The sequence below is a fragment of the Actinocrinis sp. genome (genome assembly GCF_035605935.1).
Classification (GTDB): domain Bacteria; phylum Actinomycetota; class Actinomycetes; order Streptomycetales; family Catenulisporaceae; genus Actinocrinis.
On record NZ_DATNGK010000216.1, the window covers coordinates 23,986 to 45,474 of the forward strand.

17 protein-coding genes are annotated in these 21,489 nt (G+C 69.1%); 10 read left to right on the top strand and 7 right to left on the bottom strand.

Annotation, left to right across the window (positions count from 1 at the left end):
- The first annotated feature begins 159 nt into the window (after nt 1-159).
- From VN779_RS17290 to VN779_RS17310, 5 genes are read left to right on the top strand one after another with little or no spacing between them, the layout of a single operon-like run.
- Complete coding sequence (locus VN779_RS17290) at nt 160-1,419, top strand: acyl-CoA dehydrogenase family protein (protein ID WP_325724531.1); 1,260 nt, start codon at nt 160-162, stop codon at nt 1,417-1,419.
- Nucleotides 1,416-2,645 carry a hypothetical protein gene (locus tag VN779_RS17295; RefSeq protein ID WP_325724533.1) on the top strand — a complete coding sequence of 410 codons (1,230 nt, stop codon included), beginning with the start codon at nt 1,416-1,418 and terminating at the stop codon, nt 2,643-2,645. The genes VN779_RS17290 and VN779_RS17295 overlap by 4 nt, the downstream gene beginning before the upstream one ends.
- Before the next feature lie 16 nt (nt 2,646-2,661).
- The gene (locus VN779_RS17300) at nt 2,662-3,402 is read left to right on the top strand and encodes a tyrosine-protein phosphatase (RefSeq protein WP_325724646.1); all 741 of its coding nucleotides are present in this window, start codon (nt 2,662-2,664) and stop codon (nt 3,400-3,402) included.
- The gene (locus VN779_RS17305) at nt 3,392-4,204 is read left to right on the top strand and encodes a thioesterase II family protein (protein ID WP_325724535.1); all 813 of its coding nucleotides are present in this window, start codon (nt 3,392-3,394) and stop codon (nt 4,202-4,204) included. Before VN779_RS17300 ends, VN779_RS17305 begins: the two co-directional genes overlap by 11 nt.
- Entirely contained in the window at nt 4,186-5,895 is a 1,710-nt protein-coding gene (locus tag VN779_RS17310) for a carbamoyltransferase N-terminal domain-containing protein (RefSeq protein ID WP_325724537.1), read from the top strand. The genes VN779_RS17305 and VN779_RS17310 overlap by 19 nt, the downstream gene beginning before the upstream one ends.
- Before the next feature lie 66 nt (nt 5,896-5,961).
- Here VN779_RS17310 and VN779_RS17315 read toward each other — a convergent pair whose 3' ends face one another.
- Nucleotides 5,962-7,011: a ParB/RepB/Spo0J family partition protein gene (locus VN779_RS17315; protein ID WP_325724539.1), complete on the bottom strand. Its 1,050-nt coding sequence runs from the start codon at nt 7,009-7,011 to the stop codon at nt 5,962-5,964.
- A 76-nt stretch (nt 7,012-7,087) separates the two neighbouring features.
- The gene (locus VN779_RS17320; RefSeq protein ID WP_325724541.1) at nt 7,088-7,405 is read right to left on the bottom strand and encodes a hypothetical protein; all 318 of its coding nucleotides are present in this window, start codon (nt 7,403-7,405) and stop codon (nt 7,088-7,090) included.
- A gap of 511 nt (nt 7,406-7,916) precedes the next feature.
- Here VN779_RS17320 and VN779_RS17325 point away from each other — a divergent pair.
- From VN779_RS17325 to VN779_RS17335, 3 genes are all read left to right on the top strand, one after another.
- A complete protein-coding gene (locus tag VN779_RS17325; RefSeq protein ID WP_325724543.1) occupies nt 7,917-8,927 on the top strand; it encodes a helix-turn-helix transcriptional regulator in 1,011 nt (336 codons plus the stop codon).
- A 67-nt stretch (nt 8,928-8,994) separates the two neighbouring features.
- Nucleotides 8,995-11,400, top strand: coding sequence for an ATP-binding protein (locus VN779_RS17330; RefSeq protein WP_325724545.1), 2,406 nt, complete (start codon nt 8,995-8,997; stop codon nt 11,398-11,400).
- Between the two features lie 101 nt (nt 11,401-11,501).
- On the top strand, nt 11,502-12,344 hold the full coding sequence (locus tag VN779_RS17335; protein WP_325724547.1) for a class I SAM-dependent methyltransferase: 843 nt from the start codon (nt 11,502-11,504) through the stop codon (nt 12,342-12,344).
- Nucleotides 12,345-12,435: 91 nt separating this feature from the next.
- On the opposite strand, the gene VN779_RS17340 is transcribed toward VN779_RS17335, so the two are convergent.
- Nucleotides 12,436-13,428 carry a LysR family transcriptional regulator gene (locus VN779_RS17340; RefSeq protein WP_325724548.1) on the bottom strand — a complete coding sequence of 331 codons (993 nt, stop codon included), beginning with the start codon at nt 13,426-13,428 and terminating at the stop codon, nt 12,436-12,438.
- 188 nt (nt 13,429-13,616) lie between these two features.
- Between VN779_RS17340 and VN779_RS17345 the strand changes: the two genes are divergently transcribed.
- Complete coding sequence (locus VN779_RS17345; RefSeq protein WP_325724550.1) at nt 13,617-14,198, top strand: RICIN domain-containing protein; 582 nt, start codon at nt 13,617-13,619, stop codon at nt 14,196-14,198.
- Between the two features lie 44 nt (nt 14,199-14,242).
- Here the strand turns inward: VN779_RS17345 and VN779_RS17350 are convergent, their stop codons facing one another.
- The 3 genes from VN779_RS17350 to VN779_RS17360 form a co-directional block, all read right to left on the bottom strand.
- Nucleotides 14,243-14,482 carry a hypothetical protein gene (locus VN779_RS17350; RefSeq protein WP_325724552.1) on the bottom strand — a complete coding sequence of 80 codons (240 nt, stop codon included), beginning with the start codon at nt 14,480-14,482 and terminating at the stop codon, nt 14,243-14,245.
- 145 nt (nt 14,483-14,627) lie between these two features.
- Nucleotides 14,628-16,310 (bottom strand): glycoside hydrolase family 13 protein, encoded by a 1,683-nt coding sequence (locus VN779_RS17355; protein ID WP_325724554.1) that lies wholly within the window; start codon nt 16,308-16,310, stop codon nt 14,628-14,630.
- A gap of 12 nt (nt 16,311-16,322) precedes the next feature.
- Nucleotides 16,323-17,504: a sugar ABC transporter substrate-binding protein gene (locus VN779_RS17360; RefSeq protein ID WP_325724556.1), complete on the bottom strand. Its 1,182-nt coding sequence runs from the start codon at nt 17,502-17,504 to the stop codon at nt 16,323-16,325.
- 1,429 nt (nt 17,505-18,933) lie between these two features.
- Here VN779_RS17360 and VN779_RS17365 point away from each other — a divergent pair.
- Nucleotides 18,934-19,959, top strand: a complete 1,026-nt coding sequence (locus VN779_RS17365; RefSeq protein WP_414639700.1) for a fatty acid desaturase family protein — start codon at nt 18,934-18,936, stop codon at nt 19,957-19,959.
- Between the two features lie 105 nt (nt 19,960-20,064).
- On the opposite strand, the gene VN779_RS17370 is transcribed toward VN779_RS17365, so the two are convergent.
- Nucleotides 20,065-21,471, bottom strand: coding sequence for a cytochrome P450 (locus VN779_RS17370; RefSeq protein ID WP_325724560.1), 1,407 nt, complete (start codon nt 21,469-21,471; stop codon nt 20,065-20,067).
- Nucleotides 21,472-21,489: the final 18 nt, after the last annotated feature.

Genomic DNA, 21,489 nt, shown 5'->3' on the forward strand with positions numbered 1-21,489 from the left:
AGAACCGAAACGGAGGTGCGAACGATGTCCCTGGCCGAGGTAGCGAAGGCAGCGAACACAGCGCAGTCGGGCGGCGTAGCGCAATTCGAACGCGCAGCGCAGTGTGAACCCACAGCGCAGTGTGAACCCACAGCGCAATTCGGACATACAGCGAGCAGCATGATCGCCGGTCTTGTCCCCGAGACGGAACCCGGTCGTGCGGTATGCGCGGTCGTCGACGAGCTGAGCGAGTTCATGACGCGGCAGGCCGGCCCCAATGACCTCGCCGGGCAGTTCGCGCGCGCGAGCGTGGAGCGGCTGCGGCAGACCGGTGTTCTCGCCGCCTGCGCGCCGGTAGCGGACGGCGGCTTCGGCCTGGAATCGCTGTACGACCTCGGTCTCGTCGTCGCCCGGTTGGCCGAGGCCGACGCGTCGGTCGCCGTCGCCGCGACCATGCACTTCCAGCTGACCTCTTACTTCGCCCGCTCTGTGCGCAAGGCGGCGGCGCACGAACGCGACGGCATGGCGATGCGGGACTGGGTCAGGACCCTGGGAAGGCGGGACATGGTCGTGTGCTCGGCCGTCGCCGAGCCCGGGCTACAGCCGTGGCAGGTGGGCAGCACCGTACGGAAATCCGGCGACGGCTGGCGGGCGGACGGCCGCAAGGTGATGGCGTCGATCTCGCCCGCGGCCACTCATTTCTACGGCCGGTTCAAAGCGGAGACCGCGCACGGCCCGCGCATGGCCTCGGTGATGATCCCCGCGGACCTGCCCGGTGTCACGGTGCAGGAAACCTGGAACGGTCTGGGACTGCGCGGTTCCGGGAGCGGAACGGTCCTGTTCGAGGAGGTACATCTGCCACAGGAGGCTGTCGCGTTGCGCGGCCCCTGGGGCGTCCAGCTCAATGCGTACGACGGACGGGCCGCGCAGGCGATACCCACCGTTTCGGTCTACCTGGGCATCGCCGAGGCCGCGCGTCGCCACGGGCTGGAAAGCCTTTCCTCCGGTGACGGGCGACAGCGCCGCAAGTCGCTCGGTGTCTGCGCGCTCGTGGCTGAGATGGAGCTGAAGATCGCCGGCGCGCGCGCAGCGCTGCACACCGCGTTGCGCACCCTCGACGCCGCGATCACCGACACCGCGCCGCGCACCAGGCCGGCCGATGAGGGGCGGCGCCTACTCAAGGAGTGCGTCGTCGGCGGACTCATCGTGGAGCGCGCCGCATTCGAGATAGTCGATCTGGCGATGCAGTTGTGCGGCGGACGCAGCTTCGTCCACGGCCATCCGCTCGGCCGGTTGTACCGGGACGTGCGCGCAGCGGCATTCATGCGTCCGTGGGTTCCTTCGGAGGAGTCGCTGGACTTCCTGGCCGAAGTGACCTTCGAGGAGCTGGCCGAGGCAGCTGCCGCTGAACGCGCCGCAGCGGAAGGCGAACAGTCATGACCTTCCTGGTGCTCAACCGCCGGCGGATTCTCGACCGGCTCCCGAAGTGGTTCCCCGACGCCGCCGAGCAACTCGTCGTCGTCACGGCGCCGGGTCCGGTACCCGCCGCCGGCGAACAGCTGCGCGAGAAGTTCCGGCACCTGGAAATCGCGCGGGACTACGAGTCCGCGGCCACCGAAGACCGCATCGAAGAACTCTGCCGCAGGCATCGGGTGACCGCGATCCTGCACACCGCTGAGATCGACATCCTGCGCGCGGCCCGGATCGGCGCGAAGCTCGGCCTGCCGGGGCAGAGCGTGGCCAGCGCCACGGCGTACCGCGACAAGGACGTGATGAAGCAGCACGCCGCGGACGCGGGCCTGCAGGTGGCTGCGATGCGGCGCGTAGAATCCGTCGCAGACCTCGATGAATTCGCGGCCCGGCACGGCTTCCCCGTCGTCCTGAAGCGGATCGACGGCGCGGCCGCCGCGGGGATGGGTGTGGCTGCGGGCCCGGCACAGTTGCGCGATCTGACCGCCTCGTGGAACGGTGGCCACCCGCCACGCCCGATGTTGGCCGAGTCGTGGATCGACGGAGATCTCTACCACGTCGACGGGGTCATGCACGACGGCCGCGTGCTGTTCGACTGGCCGTCGCGGTATCTGTACACGAATTGGCGCTCTCGCGCCGAGTCGCTAAGCCTCCTGACCGGCATGCTCTCTGCCGGCGATCCGCTGACGCCGCGACTGCGCGACGCCGCGCGCAGGGTGGTGGCGGCGTTGCCGCAGTCGGCCGTGCCGCTGCCGTTTCACGCGGAGTTCTTCCACACACCCGCCGACGAGGTCGTGCTGTGCGAGATCGCCTGCCGGGCCGGTGGCGCGCTGATCGTCGACGCCTTCGAGCACGGCTTCGGGATCAACCTGTATGAGGCGGGGCTCAAGGGCCAAGCGGGAAGGTTCGGCGAGATCAGCTGGCGTGCCGCGCCCGACCGGTACGGCAACGGCTGGTTCATGCGACGCCGGGGCCGGCTGCTGGCGATCCCGGAAAGCTGCCCGCTGCCCGCGGCTTGCCACTACCGGCCGCTCGCCGTCCCGGGCGCCGGCTATGCGGAGCCGTCCTCGATCGGGGACGTGGTCGGCGAGATCGTCTTCCGGCTCGACGGCCCGGACGTGGCGGCCGAACTGGCGGCGGTCGACCGGTGGTGGGAGTCGGGCGTGCGATGGGAGAGTTCTGATGCTCTCGTCTGACACCCGCTTCGTGCCGATGCAAGAGGTCTTCAACTTTCGCGACCTGGGCGGTTATCGAGGCATCGGCGGCAGGCACGTTCGGTGCGGCGTTCTGTACCGCGCCGATTCGCTCGCCCGGCTCGACGGCGCGGACCTGCGGACGTTTGTGAGTTTGGGGTTTCGCACCGTGCTTGACTTGCGTGACTCCGAAACGGTGCGCAAGCACGGCCGTGTCCCCGCGTTCGCCGGCCAGCTGTATGTCAACGTGCAGCCGCGGAACTTGCGCTATGGGTGGGAGGAGTACCGCGACGGCATGGATCTTGCGCGCTTCATCGCCGATCGCTATCTGGACATGGCCGTGGAAGGCGCGACTCACTTCGCGCGGGCACTGGAAACCCTGGCCGATGCACAGCGGCTGCCCGCGGTCTTTCACTGCCAGGTGGGCCGGGACCGGACCGGCGTGCTGGCCGCGCTCGTGCTCGCGCTGCTCGGCGTCGGCCACGACGAAATCGCCGCGGACTACGCGATGAGCGCCGAGGCGGAACTGCGGTTCGCCGCCTGGCAGCGGGCCCGGGATCCGCACGCGGTACCCGATCCGGCGCATCTGGTGGCTACTCCGGAGCAGGCCATGCGGCTGTTCCTTGCCGACCTGGACAGCCGATACGGCGGCGCCGCCGGGTACGCGCACGCCGCCGGATTGAGCGCCGGCGCCGTCGAAGGCCTGCGCCGCGGCCTGCTTCAGCCTTCTGATTGCCCGGGGAGAACCCATGCTCGCTGACCGGACCGCGTCCGCCGCGGTCTCGCTCTGGCCGGCCGCCCGCCCGGCGGCTCGCAGAACCCTGGCATGCATCGGCTTCAGCGGAGGCGGCACCACCGTGTTCCGGCCATGGGCGTCGCATATCGCAGCGGACACCCAGCTCGCGCTGTACTGCTACCCGGGCCGCGACATCCGCTCCGGGGAAGCGCTGACGCACGACTGGGACGCGCTGCTGGCCGACGCGACCGGAGCGATCGCAGGGCTCGCCGACCGCCCGTACACCCTATTCGGCCACAGCCTCGGGGCCTGGGTGGCCTTCGAGGTCGCCGCGGCCCTGGAACGACGGGGGCTGCGCCCGCCGGCGCGGCTCGTGGTCTCGGCGATGGGCACGCCTGCGCGGTACCGCGAGCTGCTTCGCAGGCCGCCGACCGCCGACGACTGCGACGAACAGCTGCTCTCCTGGCTGCTGGCCGCAGGCCAGGTGCCCGAGGAAGTCGCCGCGGAACCGGAACTCGTGGAGATGGCGATGGCGTTCCTGCGCGCGGACCTGACCGCCGCCGCCGGATACCGCTACGTCTCGGGCACCGTGACCAGCGCACCGATCACAGTCCTATTCGGCCGGGACGACCCGGACCTCGGCCAGGCGGCCGCGGCCGCCTGGCGCCCGCTGACCACGAGCGGTGACCTGCGGATCCTCGAACTGCCCGGCGGCCACTTCTACACCGGCGAGACCTGGTCCGCGCTGCCGGCCCTGCTCGCCGGCCGCCACCCTGTCACGACCCGCCCCGCGGAAGGGACCACGCCATGCTGCTGCTCGGAGTGAAGGCCACGCATGACGGCGGCGTCGCCGTGATCGACGGCGATCGGCTGCTGTTCAGCCTGGAAATGGAGAAGATCGGCAACGGGTCGCGCTATAGCGAACTCGGCGACCTGGACCTGGTGCGCGGCCTGCTCGCCGACGAGGAAATCGATCTGGCCGACATCGACCGGGTGGCGGTCGACGGCTGGGGCTACGGCGATCTGCCGACGGCGTGGAAAGGCGAGCGGCTGAGCCTGCCGGTGGCTCCGTACCGCGAGGCCCGGCTCGGCGACGACAGCCTGACGCCGCACACGTTCGGCGGCCTGCGGCTCGGTGGGGACACGGCGTTCGACTACCAGAGCTTCCACCACACGACCGGCCACATCATGTCCGCGTACTGCGCCAGCCCGTTCGCCGGAGCCGGGCAGGAGTCGTTCGTCGTAGTGTGGGACGGCGGCGTGCTGCCGCGCGCCTACTACATCCGGCCGCAGCAGCCGTATATCGAGAATCTGGGTCCTGTCTTCGGCCTTCTCGGCAATGTGTACGCGGTTTTCGCCATGCACATGGAGCCATTCACGATGGACGACCCGTTCATGATCGAGGCGCCGGGCGGGCCCGCCGAGCGCAGCGCGTACAACGCGCGCCGCCTGGCAGTGCCGGGCAAGGTGATGGCTTACACGGCGCTGGGCCAGGCCCGGCCCGACCTGGCAGGGATCATGGACCGGATCTACGCCGGCCGCCCAAACGACGTCATGGACCGGCCGCGCCCGTTCGTCAAGGAGTTCGTCACCCGCATCCTCGACGAGAGCGCGGCGCTCAAACCCACCTCGGCCGACATGCTCGCCACGCTCCAGCAGTGGATCGGCGAACGCCTCGTCGAGAGCCTGCGGCGGCTGCGGGAGCAACACCCTGGCCGCGCCGGCAACCTGTGCTTCGCCGGCGGCTGCGCGCTGAACATCAAATGGAACTCGGCGATCCGGCGCAGCGGCGTGTTCGAGCACGTCTTCGTCCCGCCGTTTCCCAACGACTCGGGCTCGGCCATCGGCGCGGCCTGCGCCGCCATGGTGACGGCGACCGGCCGCACCGCGCTGGAGTGGTCCAGCTACGCGGGTCCGTCGCTGCGCCGCAGCAACGAGGGCGAGGGCTACATCAGCCGCCGGTGCACCATCCCCGAACTGGCCGACCTGCTCTATCGGTTCGACGAGCCGATCGTCGTCCTGCACGGCCGCGCCGAACTCGGACCCCGCGCCCTCGGGAACCGCAGCATCCTGGCGCCGGCCACCGACGCGGCGATGAAGGGCATTCTGAACACGATCAAGCGCCGCGAGGACTATCGACCGGTCTCTCCCATCTGCCTCGAACAGCGCGCGCCGGAGATCTTCGATCCCGGCACGCCCGACCCCTACATGCTCTTCGACCACCAGACTCGGCCCGACTGGCTCGATCGCATCCCGGCCGTAGTCCACCTCGACGGCTCGGCCCGACTGCAGACGGTCAACGCCCGGCAGAACCCGGTCATCAGCGAACTGCTGACTGCTTACGAGAAGCTCAGCGGCGTGCCGGTCCTGTGCAACACGAGCGCGAACTATGACGGCCGCGGCTTCTTCCCGGACGTCGAGTCAGCGCTCGAATGGGGCCGCACGCGGTACGTCTGGAGCGAAGGGACGCTCTGGCAGCGCGGCGAGCCGTCGATCGAGGATCCCGATACCGAGTAGGTACGCGGGTTGTGGCGAGGCGGCCCGGCAGGCACCGGGCCCCCTCGCCACAACCCGCTCAGTTATTCAGGTGTCTGATTGCCTGATCTCGTCCGCGAACTGAGTCCACGCGCGTGCGCACTCGCGGGCGATGCGCTCCACCGAGCCGCGGGAGTGCACCGGGATGTGGTCTGACGCGCCCCGCCACTGTCCCATGGTCACGATGCGCGCCTCGAGCCAGCGCACCAGCGCGCGCCCTGAATCCGAGTACCGTACCGACGGATCACGCCGCAGGCTGTCCATCGCCTTGCCGATGTCTACTTCCGCCGCGCTGTGCGGCGGGCCGTCACTTGTGGCGGGCGCGGCGGCCACGCCGTCGCGCTGAACGGGTGCCGGGTCCTCGCCCGCCATTAGCTTCAACCGGACGTCCCTGGCGGTTCCTACCGAGATGCCCGCCGCGCGGGCGATCTCCCGCAGCGACGCCTCGGGCTGGGCAGCGATGATCCGGCTGGCCGTCAATCGCCCCTCGGTGGCGTTCAGCGGCCGTACTCTCCCGTCGCGGCCGACGCGGATACGCCCGTCAGCGCCGTTCGTCACCTGCCGCCGCAAGCCCGCCACGGTTCGGGTGGCCAGGCCCGTCGCGCCGGCGATCGAGCGGTCGGAAAGGCTCGGCTGAGCCCGCAGGATGCGTGTGGCCGCGGCGTGCCGATCCGCCGTGGTCAGTGGCAGACCGTGCACCACGTTCGCGCGCACGCCCAGGCGGAAGGCGTCATGGACGCCGCCGTAGAACAGCCGCGCTCGGATCTCGGTCTGGCCCTTGCCGCGGGCCGCGGCGAGCCGGTGCATCCCGTCGATGACGCGCATCGTCTGCGCGTGGACCAGGATCGGCGGCAGTTGTTCCTCCACGGCGGCGATGGTGCGGATGTGATCATGGTCGACGCCCGCGCTGCGCGGCGAATCGGCGTCCACCAGGTCCGTGATGCGCAGCAGGACGATCTCGCCGTGCACGGCCAGCCGCGCGTCATCGGGATCGCCGTCGAATGCGTGGTCTGATTCGGAACCGGCAGCGGATTCGGAGCAGGGATCGGAGTCGGAATCGGGATCGGGGTATTGGTTCAGCACTGATGAGATCGTCATCGGCCCCGTGCCTCCGGAGGATCAAGAGTCCGCCGGCCGTTTCGCCGGCGCTGGATCACGCGGACACCGAGCGCGCCTAGTTCCCGGGTCCGAATCGCTCGGACAAGCCGCCCAAGGCGCCGTTCACGACGTCGAACCCGAATCCGGCCAGCAGCGGCGAGGACTGGATCGCGCGCCGGAACAGCGCCGAGGCGGCGGCGGCCGGCGGTGCGCCCGACGGCGCGAGGAAGAGCGCGAACCGCAGCCGGCCGTCATGCTCGCCGGGCGCCGCCCGTACGTGTTCGAGCCCGTCGTCGGGCCGGGCATAGGCCCAGAGCACCCCGACGACGGCCTCAGGGTTCGGATAGCGCACGCTTCCGGCGGGCGGAAGGAGCGACACGAGAACCATGTCCACTCGGCGTCCCTCTAGAAGTTAGGAGTGAGGCCAACAGGCGACGCAGCCCGGATCGCTGGCGGCGACCGGGCTGGCCTTCGCGGCGGCGCTGGCGGACGAGGCGGCCGCCGGGCCGGCGCACATGGCGCCGACCGCTAGCAGAGCCGCGATGATTCGGATTTTGACGCTTTTCGACATGACCGTCCTTCGGAACAGAACAGACGCTGTTTCCCTCGTGGCAACTCAGCTGGCGAATACTCAGCTGAGGCGAGCATCTGCGGAGCCTTCGGGCTGCCGGTCCGAGACTTCCATCGGGCGCCGCGCGAGTGAAGGGCCCAGCGGCGGCACCAAGGTGCACGACACCTTGCTGCCACGGGTTGTACGGATCCCACAGGTCACAGGAGTGAACCGGTCCACCGAAGATCACAAGATGGCGCGCCTGCTCTTTACGTCCGGGTGATTGCCATGTCACGATGGCCGCACAGGACCGAGCATTCGTGCGATCATGAGCCCTGTAACGGGGAGAACCGCAGTGGGCGAAGATGCCGTGCTGAGTAGCTTTGGAATCGACGTCGAGATCGAATCGGTGTACCGCAAGCTGCTCGAGGAACCGCACGCCACCGTGGCCGTCCTCGCCGAGCGGCTCGGCCGCACGGAGCCGCAGATCCGTCAAGCGCTTGACGTGCTGGCGGACCTGGCGCTGCTGCGCCCGTCGCTCACCACCACCGGCCGGATGATCCCGGTCAGTCCCGCGGTGGGCCTCGAGACGATGCTGCGCCGCCAGGAGGAGTACCTGGCGATGCGGCGGCGGGCGCTAGAGGCCGGGCGGGCCGCGGCCAGGGCGGTTCGCGGCACCGCGCGCGCCGCCGGCGGGACCGCGGACGACACCGACGCCGATCCCGACCTCGAACGCGTCCTCGGTGCGGACGCCGTCCAGACCCGGCTTGAGGAGATCGTCTCCTCGGCCGAGTCCGAGGTGCTTTCCCTGGTTCCGGGGCGCGCCATACCGCAAGGGGCGCTGGCCGCCGCGAGCGTGACCGACGACCTGCTGATGCACCGCGGCGTGAAGTGCAAGATCCTGTATCAGGACTCTGTTCGCACCGACCCGGCCACGGTGGCGTACGGCAGGTGGCTGGCGGAGCGTGGCAGCGAGATCCGCACCGCGGCCGTGCTGCCGATGCGGCTGCTGGTGATCGACCGCCGGGTAGCGCTGGTGCCGCTCAATCCGGACAATCCCCGCGAAGGCGCGCTGAGCACGACCGCGCCGGGGATGGTCGGGCAGCTCACCACACTCTTCGAGCTGGTCTGGGCTGAGGCGCGTCCACTGGAAACGCGGTCCGCAGACTCCGACGAGGCACTGTCCCCCGGGGAACGGGAACTGCTGCGGATGCTGGCGACCGGCTTCACCGACGAGGCCTCCGCCAATCGGCTCGGGGTTTCGCTGCGCACGGTGCGCCGGATGATGGCCGATCTGATGGCGCGACTCGGTGCCACGAGCCGGTTCGAGGCAGGACTGAAGGCGGCCAAACGCGGCTGGCTGTGACGCCGCGGGGTTGATGCAATGCTGTGGCAGCCGTCCGCGGGTCGGTCCGGCGGCATACGCTGAAGTCGTGAACCTCGTCGGGCGCGACCGTGAGATTGCGGCGCTGCGCGGCTTGTTGGGTCGAGCCAAACAGGCTTCTGGCGGGGTGCTTGTCGTGCGGGGCCCGGCCGGCTCGGGAAAAACGGCGTTGGCGGACGCCGTCGCGCAGGATGCCCGGAGGCTGGGCTTCGAGGTGGTGCGGATCGCGGCCGGTCCGGTCGGGTCCGGGCGGTTGTTGTGGGCGCAGTTGCTGAGCGATTCGGGTGGCGCGCCGGAGCAGGCGCGGCGGTTATTGGAGCCGGCTGGGCCGCTTGATGTGGATGAGGCGCTGCGGGGGCTGGTGTCATCGGTCCCGCGTCTGATCGTCATCGACGACCTGGACCGCGCAGGGCCGGAGGCGGTCGAGGTGCTGTCGCTTCTGGCCTCCCGGCTGGCGGGGAGCGCTACAGCGGTGGTGGTCACTACCGGCACACCGGTAGAGACGGGATCGACGCTGCAGCTCGGACCGCTGAGCGAGGCGGACCTCGGGACGCTCACCGGGGAGCGGCGCCCGGAGGTGCGGCGGGCGCTGTGGCTGGCAGCTTCGGGAATGCCCGGCCCGGCCCTCCAGCTGGCGGCGACGCTCGCGGATGCGGAGGGCGGCGGTGCTCCATCGACCGACCTGGACCCCGTCGCCCTGCTGGCTTTGCACGCCCCCTCCCAAGCGGCATTCCTTGTCGGTGATCCACCCCTGGTGCGGCTGCTGGAGTGCGCTGCCGCGCGGAAACTGCCGGCCACGTTGCGGGCCCGAGTGCTGGCCAGGCTTGCCGGGGAACTGCTCGCCGAGCCGGGTGCGGGTGCGCGCCGCCGAGCGTTGGTCGAAGAGGCACTTGCGTTGGCCCGGACCGCTGGTGAGCCGAGAACGCTCGCCGAGGTGCTCGATGCCCGGCTGCACGCGCTCTGGGATCCGGCCGCCGCAGAAGATCGGCTGGCTGCGGCTTCGGAGATCATCGAGCTGGCCCGGGCCGCGGGCGACGAGGAGCGGGAGCGGCACGGTCTGTTCTGGCGGTTCATGGCCCTGATGGAGCTGGGTCGGGTGACCGAGGCTGAGGCGGTGCTCGCGGTCTTCGCCCGGGCGGCAGAACTGGCCGGCGACGCCCGAGCGGTCGTCATGGCCTCGGCCCGCCACGCGATGATCGCCGTCTTGCGCGGGCGCTTCGACCTCGGCTGGCGCCTTACCCAACAAGTCGGCGACGCCGCGCGCGCTGCCGCGATGCCGGACGCCGAGGCGCTGGTCAAGACGCTCCACGGCGTGATCATGCTCGAGCGGGGAACGCCCGAGCAGGGGGTCGCGATAGCGGATGAGCTGCTCGCGATCGCCCGATCCCGGCCCGGCCACCAGTTCGAAGCCACTGCCGCCGCGGCGCTGGCGGCCTTCGGGCAGCCTCGGGCTGCCGCGACCGAGTTGCAGCGTGCGCTGCCGGAGGTGCTGGCGGGCTCGGGGCCGCGTTGGCTGGGATCAGTCTGCGGGCTGGCCCTGGCTGCCGCGGCGGCGCACGAGCAGGAGGCGGCAGCGCGGCTTTACGAGGTCCTGGCGCCGTACCGAGGACTGCTGGTGGTCCAGGGCGGCGCCGCCGTCGTCGTAGGACCGGCCGCCTACTACCTGGGGCTGCTTGCGGCCGAGGCCGGTCGGTGGGACGAGGCTGTCGCACTACAGACGGACGCGGCGGCGCTGTGCGAGCGCATCGGGGCGCTGCCCGCACTGGCCCATGCGCGGGCCGCGCTCGCCGACGCGCTCGCTTCCCGAGCCGGGCCAGGTGATCGCGACAGGGCGCAAGACCTGCGGCGGCAGGCGCTGAACGCGGCGCAACGGTTGGGCATGGCTGTGTTCCTCGCGTCGCATCCGCCCGCGGCAGATTGCTGGCGGCTGCGGCAGGAGGGCGAGGACTGGCAGCTCGATGCCGACGGCGAGCACGCCCGTCTGCGCGACAGCCGTGGCCTGCACTACCTTCGTGCGCTGCTGGCCGCGCCGGGTCGGCAGATCCCGGCGCTCGACCTGGTGGCCGGCGGCCCCGGAGTGACAGCGACCTCGACCGGCCCGGTCCTCGACGCCCAAGCGCGGTCCCAGTACCGGCGCCGACTCGACGCGCTCGCCGCGGAACTCGACGCAGCCGACCGCGGCGGCGACGTCACTGGGGCGGAGCGGTTGGCGCGCGAGCGGCGCGCCCTGCTCGATGAGCTGCGCCGGGCGACCGGGCTGGGCGGCAGGAGCCGGTTCGCCTCGCCCGAGGCCGAGCGCGCCCGCGTCAACGCCACGCGCACGCTGCGCTTGGCGCTCGACCGGATCAGCCGGGTCGCGCCGAAGACTGGGGCCTACCTGGACGCGTCCGTCCATACGGGGCAGAGCTGCTGCTACGAACCCGTCCCAGGCGGACCGCCCGGTTGGGACGTGTGACGGGCCGGATCCGCGCGGGAGGTCACCGTACGGGTTGTTCGCCGCGGATTTACACCTCCTGGACGAGAGCACGTCCGACACCGATTCAGGAAGGCAGAACCATGACCAGTCAAATGTCCGCGAACACCAATCGATCCCCGGACGGGGCAGCGGCCCGGGCCGACGCACCGAACTGGGGTGTCGGCCGGTACGAGAACGTCGCGGCGGCCTTACTCCCCGCGTCCCGCGTCGTGGTGGACACAGCCGCGATCCAGCCGGCCGAGCGCGTGTTGGACCTCGGCTGCGGCACCGGGAACGTGGCCCGGCTCGCCGCGGCCCACTCGTCGCAGGTCATCGGGATCGACCCGGCGACCCGGCTACTGGAGGTCGCCCGGGCCCGCGCGACGGCCGATGGCGACGGCACCACGCGCTTCCTCGAAGGGCGCGCCGAAGACCTGCCGCTCGGCGATGCGGACATCGACGTCGCACTCGCGGTGTTCAGCCTCATCTTCGCCAACGACGCCAAGGCCGCCGCGGCGGAGCTGTCACGGGTGCTGACGCCGCACGGACGCATCGTCATGACCGCCTGGCTCCCCAGCGGGACGATCTTCCGCTACACATCGCTCGCGGAGGAGACGGTCCGGCGCGTACTCGCGGCACCGCCGCCGTCAGCTCCGTTCCGGTGGGAGGATCGCGAGGCGCTGACCGGGCTGCTCGCCCCGCATGGATTCAGCGTCCACCTCACCGAGCATTCGCTGGCGTTCACCGGGGAATCGCCGGAGGCCTTCCTCGACAACCAGGCGCGTAACCACCCGCTCGCGGTCATGGGATTGTCGATCCTCGAGAAGACCGGAGGCGCGGCGGCGCTGCGCGAACGTCTCCTGGAGATCCTTCGTGAGGGCAACGAGGACCCGCAGGCGTTTCGAGCCACGAGCCGGTACATCGTCGCGCAGGCCCGCCGCTAAGAGGGCGCTTCCGAACGCCCGGGCCACCGGCGTCGAGGGCGTACTGAGGTCGCCGACGACGAGCAGGTCCGCATCCTCCAGCGGTCGATCTTCATTGGGTCTGCTCAGCGTGTCGTTGGACACATTGCCGATCATGAAGATTCGGACTCCGGGCGGCCGACGTCAACGGCCCAGCCGTCTCCTGGGCGGCTTCGGCCAGCAACGTGTTCATGAGCTGCATCGCCGGCGTCAGCGCGGCTTGTGCACGGTAAGCGACCGACGCGACACGTTCCAGCCGGCTACGCGCGAGCGGACGCAGCACCACACTTCCCGCCGGGGCCATCGAGGCCACCAGGCGCGGCACGACCGCGACCCCGACGCCGGCACCGACCATCCGCAGCATCGCCTGGTAGTCGTTGGTCTCCGCGGCGACATCGGGCGCGAATCCCGCGCGACGGCACGCCTCCGCGAGCGCGTCACGGCACGCCGACGCCCCGGGAGCGATCCACGTGTGCACGGCCAGGTCCGCCAGCTCGATCTCGGGTCGCGCCGCGAGCACACTATCCGCGGGAACAGCGACCGCCATCCGGTCCACGCCGATCTGCTCGCACACCAGTCGCGGATCCGGCGGACCACTGACCAGCGGATAGCTGTAGACCACCGCGAGCTCCGCGTCGCCACCCAGCACCCGCGGCACCGCCGCCGGTGGATCCAGCTCGGACATCGCCACGTTGACCTTCGGGAACGCGGCGAGCAGCCGGGCGATCACCGCAGGCACGAAGGTGGCAGCCGCGCTCGGGAAGACGGCGACGCGCAACCCGCCAGCGTCCGAGCGGGCGACCGCCGCAAGTTCACGCCGTGCGTCGTCCAGGCCGGTGAGCAGCCGACGCGCGTGCCGCAGCAGCACCTCGCCGGCCGGGGTGAGCGCCACCCGCCGCGCGGAGCGCTCCAGGAGCGTCGCGCCCACCTCCCGCTCCAGTTTCGCTACATGCTGCGATACCGCGGGTTGGGTGATGTTCAACGCTACGGCCGCCGCGGTGAAGGAGCCGCATTCCGCGACCGCGAGGAACGCCCGGAACCGGGCCGTGTCGATGGTGGCGAGCATACTCGCAAGCTAACGCGTGACAGACCGCTGCGACAGATGCGCACGCGAGCATTCATAAGCGCGCACTTATCTGTACGACAGCCCGCTGCGCCGCCTCTTTTCGATGTTCGCGCGATGCGGACCGCGCCGCGGCGGGGACCACGGCGCGCGTCACTTATCCGCAAAGCTATCAAGGGGGCCGAAGAACCATGAGGAACATCCTCACCCGCCGTGCCGCACTGCGCGCCAGTGCCGCCGCACTCACCGCCGCCGCCGTGTTCGGCGCGACCACTACCGCGGCCAACGCGTCGAGCGGCGGTTCCTACTCGGAAGGCGGGTACACCGTTTACCTGGACACGCAGGCGCACTGGATCACGCCGGAGTTCTCCGGGATGAACGTCTCGGTCGCCGACAACAGCACCGCGGCCTTCCACCGCGTCATCCAGTGGTACAACGACGGCGGCGCGGAGCAGAAGTGGTACTTCGACGCCGTCTACGACTCCAGCTCCGGCTTCGAGGGCTATCTGCTGCGCAACGAGAACAGCGGCCAGTGCCTCTCGACCGACGGCCAGGCCGGCGACACGCTGTTCCAGGAGGCGTGCAACCCGGGCCTGCTCACCGAGTGGTTCACCCGCGGCGGCTCGTCCCCGGACAACTGGTTCTACAACCGCTACACCGGCCTGTACCTGGACGTGTCCGGCTACAGCTACGCGGCCGGCACGAACCTGGACCTGTGGTACTGGAACGGCGGGGACAACCAGTGGTTCTACGTCACCAATGTCGGCTCCTGATCGAGCCCTGAACGCGGTTGCCGGGACGGCTGGGCGCCGGCGGCCTACTGCGCCGAGTGGTAGCCCGTCACGCCCTCATCGATCAGGTTGCCGGTCTGGAAGTTGTACAGAGCACCGTAGGCCGCGACTATGTCGCTGCCTACGGTGAAGGTTGTGGTGTAGGCGCCCGATCCGTGAGGGTTGTAGTAGGAGTCGTAGACCTTGGTCGCGCCGTAGAGCTCGATGTAGTAGCTCTCGAAGCTCGGGCCGTGGACTTGTGCGTTCGCGTGTCCGCACCCGTCCACGTACAGCTCGACCCAGCCCTCCGCATACTTTTCTGGACAATGCAGGGCCGCCCGATTGTCCAGTGCACCGGGCCGTCTATGCAGCAGGAGGTAAACCGGCTGGTGTCGTCGGATACGTCCAGCCGGGCGAACTGACCACCAGGGCCTAAAGGCTCAGCCACGCTGAGCCCGGGCCAGCCAGGCTCCGTCCATCCAAGGTTGCGCTGGCCAGAACAATCTCGCCCCAGGCTGCGGGCAGGTCGAACGGCGTGCCGCCAAAGATGGTCACGACCGTCACCTTGCCGCGCGTATATGCCACCACATCCTCTCGCCCCTGGACTGCGGGCAGCCAGCGCACTTGAGGCGTCAAATCGGCGATCAACCGTCGGCGGGCCGAGAGCGCTGCGCGGTACAGGGACAGTGCCGAGGAGCTGTCCGTCGCCTGTACGTCGGCAGCCAGGTCGCCGAAGTACGCCGGTTGGGGAAGCCAGGGCGCTTCGCCCGCGGTATCAGGGCTGAAGCCGAAGGTAGGATGCTTAGACTGCCATGGCAACGGGACGCGGCTGCCGTCGCGACCGTGTTCGGTGCCGCCCGAGCGGTTCCAGATCGGGTCGCGGCGCGCGTCATCGGGCAGGTCGAGGACCTCGGGCAGACCAAGTTCCTCGCCCTGGTACAGGTAAATCGATCCGGGTAAGCCGAGCAGGAAGAGCAGCGCCGCGCGGGCTCTGGCCTGGCCGAGCCGGACATCAACCTGGCCGCGCCGACGCAGTTGCGGTCCCATCACGCCGGCCGTCCCGGAGCCGTCCTCCGAGATCAGGCCGTAGCGCGAGACAGCCCGATGCGCGTCGTGGTTGTTGAGCGTCCACGCGAGAACTCCGGCGCGCTGTGTCGCAGTGTCCTGCGAGGAGATGGCGTTCAGCGCCGTGAGGCCGCGCTGCGTGCTGCTGCGGAACGCGCGGGCGTCCCAGGGCTGGACCAGCAGGTCGAAGTAGAAGGCGGCGTGCAATTCGTCGGCGCGGACGTAAGCCGCCACGTCGTCTGCGGTAGGCACCCATACCTCGCCCACGAGCACGAGATCGCGGTCCGCACCGTATTCATTGGCCACGGCGCGCCATTGCCGGTAGATCTCGTGGACCTCCGGCTGATTAGAGTCCGGGGCGGGTCGTGTGCCGCCGGGATCGTAGTCCGGTAGGTCTGGTGCTTTGACTAGCAGCGAAGCCACGTCAATGCGAAATCCGTCCACCCCGCGGTCGAACCAATGCCGCAACACCTGGACGAAGGATGAGCGGACCTCGGGGTGCCTCCAGTTGAAATCGGGTTGGCTCGGGTCGAACAGGTGCAGGTACCACTGGCCGGGTGCGCCGTCGGTGTCCTTGACCCTGGTCCAGGCCGGCCCACCGAACACCGAACGCCAGTTGTTAGGCGGCTCCTGACCGTCGGTCCCGCGGCCGTCACGAAACAGAAACCTTTGACGCGACGCCGCGTCGCGGCCCTCGGCGAGGGCTTGCTGAAACCAAGGATGGCGACTCGAGCAGTGGTTGGGGACCACGTCGAGCAGGACTCGGATTCCGTGCCCGTGCGCTGCCTCGATCAGCCGCTCGAGCGCCGCGGTGCCGCCGTAAACCGGGTCGATGGTCAGATAGTCGACCACGTCATAGCCGCCGTCGCTTCCGGGGGACGGATAGCAGGGATTGAGCCACAGGCCGTCGACCGCGAGATCCGCCAGATGACCGAGTCGCGCTGTCAACCCGTCCAGGTCGCCGATGCCGTCGCCGTCACTGTCCGCGAACGACTTGACGTAGACCTGATAGATGACGCAGTCGCGCCACCAGTTCCGATCAGAGGCCACAGTCGGATTCTCCTATCCGGCGAAGATTGCCCTGAGTCTTTCAGCTGCCTGCCGAGCCGTCACCTCGGCGTCGGCGCCGGAGACGACCGCGACCTCAGCAGCGCTCAGGGCACGCCAGATTTGCTCCATCTGCGGGAACGCGGGCATCAGCTGGCCGTTCTCGCATTGCTGCTGGTACAGGCGGATCGCGGGATCCTGCGCGACCACACTGCGTAGTGCGACCGCGGAGTCGATGCTGACGGACAGGGCGGTGACCACGTGATCGTGGGTGAGATAGTCGGCGAACAAGTCCTGCGCGATGGCGCTGTTAGCCCCCTGTTTGACCATGAGCAGGCCATGGACCAGAGAGAATCCGGTGGCCGGTCCGCCATCGGCAAAGGGCGGCACGGCGCTCACGGCGATGGGCAGTCCAGCGCGCCTGGCATGCCAGAGCCCGTCCGAGGTTGTGATTAGGTATGCGGTGCGCCCGGAGGTGAACAAGTCGAACGCGGCTGTGCGGTCGATAGATCTGCGCAGGACACCGATGCCGGCTTCGCCGAGGCTCCGCAGCCGTTCGAAGGCCGCGATCGACTCTGGCGAGTCTATTCCGATGCAGGACGTGTCCCAGTTCCCGTCCGGTGCGCGGCCGAACAACCACCCGCCGGCGCTGGCGAACAAGGGCCAGACCTGGAACGGATCTCCTTGGTCGCCGACGCGCAGGGCGAGCACTTCAGCCACGCGCTCGGCGTCGCGCAGCGTCTGTCCGGAGGAGATCAGGTCTTCGAAGGTCGCGGGAATCTGCGGCGCCAGGTTCGTGTTGCGGATGAGCGCCACGGCGTCGGCTGTCACCGGAAGGCCGTAGAGCAAGCCGTCAAAGGTGAGCGCCTTGCGCGCCCAAGTGGGAAACATCTGCGCTTGATCGGCGGAAAGCAGGGTCGGCGCGATCATGTCGTGCCGCACGAGGTCTCCGATCCAGTCGTGTGGAGAGACGAGGGCGTCGACGCAGGGCGATTCGCCCTGTACCGCAGCGATAAACTGGCGCTGCGGGTATCCGTCGAAGTCCGTCTCGAACGCGACCGAGACGCCGTAGGTTGCCAGAAAATCCTCTCTGAACTGGGCGAACACGGCGGCGCGCTGCCCATCCGCCCGAATCCGCAGGCTCGGTTCCATCTCGGAAAGCCGCCCGTATTGGTTGCGAGTCCAGCGCACGCCCACCGAGTCGGTGAACGTGAGTTTCACCCTGCGGTCCGCCGGACGTGACTCGTGCTCCCCGGAGGGAAGTTCGACGGGAAGAAATCGGGCCTGTTCGCTCGGCGGGATCGACGAGAAGTGAAGTTTCACAGCATCGGTGTGGTCGTCAGGGCTGAGAATGGTCAAGTACACCTGGTAGATGGGTGCCTCCGAGGCATTGCGGACGAAGGCTCCCCAACTGCCGTCGTCAGCGGATTTCTCCCACCACGCCGAGACTCTGGCAGCCTGGGTTCGGCGAACGAAGCCCTCTTGCGCTTGCCGTGCGGCGCTGTTGACGCGGTCGCGTTCCGACTCGATCCGGTAGGTACGCCGCGCGGCGACAGCCGCGACTGAGGCGAAGCCCAACGCGAATACGGTGGCCATCGCGGATATCTCGCTGGGTACGTCGCCCCACTGCAGTCCCATGGACCGGAGCATAAGCGGCGATCCGTAGAGCCCAGGCCGTTTCAGCGAAACAGATCCCTGAATTGACGGAAAAGCACCTGCTATGACAGCATTTGACGGTGTAAGGCCACTGGTTGATCCGTGGTCGGAAGTTTATCCGCGAAGAGTGCCGGGGCTGGATGCGTGTCCTGATTTCCCTGGCTCTGAGGCCGATGCCGCCGGTCGACCGCGGGCGTTCGGGCGGCCTCGTCCCGCGCGACGAAGTTGACAACTGCGCTGGCCAGGCTCTCGACGGTGAGACCGCGAGGATCAAGGCCGGCCGCAGAGCGCACGGTCCTGACGGTCAGCAGGTGGCACCCCGCAGTCGTGTATCCGACCTCGATGGCCCATGGCCGTCCGTCGATCTCCTCCGCACCGAGGACCGCCGCCGCGCCTTCCACCGGCCCGGCGGCAATCGCGACGGGGCCCGGGAAACGCGCCAGTAATTGCGCTGGGCGGGGGACCCGCGATCGCGGGTCCCCGTGGTTCGAACTGTCCATTGATCCGTGTATCTCTTTCGATTCGCCGCTGCGCCGAGTCAGTCAGGTGATCGTGGTGGTGTCGTACGGCCCGCCCGAGTAGCAGATCCACCAGATCCGGACCCGGTCGCAGTGCCCCGCGCGCCGCGCCCGAAACACGCAGCCCTGCGCGGAACGAAATCGTCACCGCCGCATCATCGCGGCCGTTCGCCAGCTAAGGCCTCGGCCGGATCCTTCTGAACGGCCAGTTCAGTGGGAAACAGGAGACTGTTGAACTGGCTCCGGAACATTCGGGGCTCCCGAGGCGTTAGCCAATATGGTCGCGCTTTTTTTCGTGTTTGCCGCGCTTCGCGGATTCATCGTGGTGCGGGTGTGTTGCTTGTCTTCGCAGTAGCTGCAGGAGCCCGTCTTGAACCCGCGGGCCAGCGGGGGCACAGGCTGCGCATCGCAGACGGCCCAGGCCTGTGGCCATACGAACATCCAGGAGACTCATCACGTCCATCGACACCGCTCAACGCGGCAGCGACTTTGCGCAACTGTCCCGCACGGTCAAGCAACACGGGCTGCTCCAGCGCCGCCAAGGCAGTTACATCCTGAAGTTCGCGATCAACGCCGCGCTACTGGCCGGCGGGTGGATGGCATTCGCGCTGCTGGGCTCGTCCTGGTGGCAACTGGTCACCGCCGCGTTTCTCGCGGTCGTCTTCACCCAACTCGCGTTCGTCGGCCATGACGCCGGCCACAAGCAGATCTTCGCCGGCAAACGCGCCAACGACGTTGTCGGCTACCTGCATGCCGGCCTGGTCGGCATGAGCTACGACTGGTGGATCAGCAAACACAACCGCCACCACGCCAACCCCAACCACGAGGACGAAGACCCCGACATCGCCATCCCGTTGCTGGCCTTCACCAGCATGCAGGCTGCCGCGAAACGCGGCGTGCCGCGCTGGGTGGCCAAGCACCAGGCAGTGTTCTTCTTCCCGCTGCTGGCACTGGAGGGCCTGAGCCTGCACATGTCGGGCATCAACGCCGTTCGGCGGCGCGAGGTCAAAGCCACCGGGCTGGAGGCCGCCCTGCTGACGATCCACATAACCGGCTACCTCACCGCCGTGTTCTGGGTGCTCTCCCCGCTGCAGGCGATCGCGTTCATCGCGGTGCACCAAGGTCTGTGGGGCCTTTACATGGGATGCTCGTTCGCGCCCAACCACAAGGGCATGGCCACCCTGTCGGCCGGCCAGAAGCTGGACTATCTGCGCAAGCAGGTCCTCACCTCGCGCAACGTGCGCGGCGGCAGGATCGTCGACTTCCTCCTCGGCGGGCTGAACTATCAGATCGAGCACCACCTGTTCCCGAGCATGCCACGGGCCAACCTGCGCCACGCCCAACCGCTCGTCCAACAGTTCTGCGACCTCAGTGCCATCCCCTACACCCAGACCAGCGCCATCGGCTCATACGCCCAAGTGCTGCGCCACCTGCACGCCATCGGCGCACCGCTGCGCCGAAAAGCCCACGCGTCTTGAAAGCCGGACGCGGACGGGCTGGGCTGGCGCGCGCTCACCGACGATCGCCTGCTCGGCGCTGTCCAGTTCCCAGACAGCCGGACCTTCCACACGATATGCAAGCATTCAGCCGCGCCACGCCGCGCCGATCGGTTGGTGGGCATCTTCCGGCTGTGCTGCAAGGCCACGTGCTGCGCGCTGATTCTCGAGCGATTCGCGGCGCCTGGGCGTCAGCAGCAGCGGCACCGTCTTCGGTTCCGGCAGAGAACTGGGAGACTCCACGATCTCGGCATTCGCGGGCAGAGCGAGCTCCCAACGCGAGGCGATGGCCGTGAGGGCGGCGGCCATGACGGCCATGGCGAAGTGTTCTGCGATACACCGATGCGGGCCGATGCCGAAGGGGATGAAGGCGCCTCGGGGTCCGTGAGCTGAATCGAGGCTGGGGCGATACGGATCGAAGCTGAGGGGATCTGGATGGAAAGCCGCATTCCGGTGCATCGCGCGCGGGCTGTAGCCCACCTCGGCTCCAGCAGGGAGGCGGACACCGTCCAGCTCGACGGCGTGCCGGGCGCGCCGGGTAAAGAGGATCGGCGAGTGCAGGCGCATCGTCTCCTGCAGCACACGGCGAGCATAAGACGGCTGCGCGGCGCGCTGCGTTGCGAGTCTGTCGGCCTCGGCGTAGAGGGGGTGCGCGGTGCGCGGGTGAGAGGCCAGTTCCACCAGCGCCCAACTCAGCGTTGTGCTGGTCGTCTCCAGCGCCGCGAACAACAGGATCAGCAACTCGCCCTGGATCTCAGCCGGGCTGAGCCTCGCGCCGTCGTCGCCGACGCCCGCACGCAGCAGCGCGTCGAGTACGTCGTGACCCGCAGCGGACTGCTGGCGTTCGCGCTCGGCGATCATTCGCGCGACCAGGCTCCGGAATCGCAGCAGTGCGCTGTTGAGCTCCCGCTTGCCTGGGACGGGTAGCGCGCCGAGCGCGGCGGGCAGCAGCGTGCCCGGCAGCAGCCGCAGTGCGACCAAGTGAATCGTGCGCTGGATGTCATGGATCTCCCCCTGCGACAGGTCACCACCGAAAAGACCGTGCAGAACGCACGAGGCGGTGTAATCCGCCACCTGCTGCTTGACGTCGGGCATCGGGCCCGCCCGCCAGGATTCGGCCAGCCCGGCGGCATTGCGGCGCAACATCTCAGAATGCGAAAGCACACTTCCCTTGTTGAACGCGGGCTTGAGCATGCGGCGTTGCGCAGCATGCGGTGCGCCGTCCAGCGCGATCGGCGGGCGGCCGAAGTGCCCGGCGAGCTGGTCGAAGAAGCGGCCTCGCTCGAACGCCTCGCCGTCGATTTGGAGGCGGTGCACGGTTTCCGGCTCGTTGGCGAGATAGAGGTTGAGCGATCCGAGTCGCACGCGCACCAGCGGATCGGCGGTGCGGGTGGACTCGAAGAAGCCCACCGGGTCCAGCATCGCGGCCGGGAGGTGTCCAAGCAGTAGCCTGCGACCTGGAGCGTCCGGGCAGTTACCGCCTTCGGTCTTCATGACATACGGCTCCTTAGT

What these genes read in the sequence shown, in the direction of transcription:
- VN779_RS17300 (WP_325724646.1), top strand. Translation starts at nt 2,662, where the DNA reads ATGCAAGAGGTCTTCAACTTTCGCGACCTGGGCGGTTATCGAGGCATC.
- VN779_RS17340 (WP_325724548.1), bottom strand. Translation starts at nt 13,428, where the DNA reads ATGCTCGCCACCATCGACACGGCCCGGTTCCGGGCGTTCCTCGCGGTC.
- VN779_RS17305 (WP_325724535.1), top strand. Translation starts at nt 3,392, where the DNA reads ATGCTCGCTGACCGGACCGCGTCCGCCGCGGTCTCGCTCTGGCCGGCC.
- VN779_RS17310 (WP_325724537.1), top strand. Translation starts at nt 4,186, where the DNA reads ATGCTGCTGCTCGGAGTGAAGGCCACGCATGACGGCGGCGTCGCCGTG.
- VN779_RS17335 (WP_325724547.1), top strand. Translation starts at nt 11,502, where the DNA reads ATGACCAGTCAAATGTCCGCGAACACCAATCGATCCCCGGACGGGGCA.
- VN779_RS17315 (WP_325724539.1), bottom strand. Translation starts at nt 7,011, where the DNA reads ATGACGATCTCATCAGTGCTGAACCAATACCCCGATCCCGATTCCGAC.
- VN779_RS17370 (WP_325724560.1), bottom strand. Translation starts at nt 21,471, where the DNA reads ATGAAGACCGAAGGCGGTAACTGCCCGGACGCTCCAGGTCGCAGGCTA.
- VN779_RS17295 (WP_325724533.1), top strand. Translation starts at nt 1,416, where the DNA reads ATGACCTTCCTGGTGCTCAACCGCCGGCGGATTCTCGACCGGCTCCCG.
- VN779_RS17345 (WP_325724550.1), top strand. Translation starts at nt 13,617, where the DNA reads ATGAGGAACATCCTCACCCGCCGTGCCGCACTGCGCGCCAGTGCCGCC.
- VN779_RS17290 (WP_325724531.1), top strand. Translation starts at nt 160, where the DNA reads ATGATCGCCGGTCTTGTCCCCGAGACGGAACCCGGTCGTGCGGTATGC.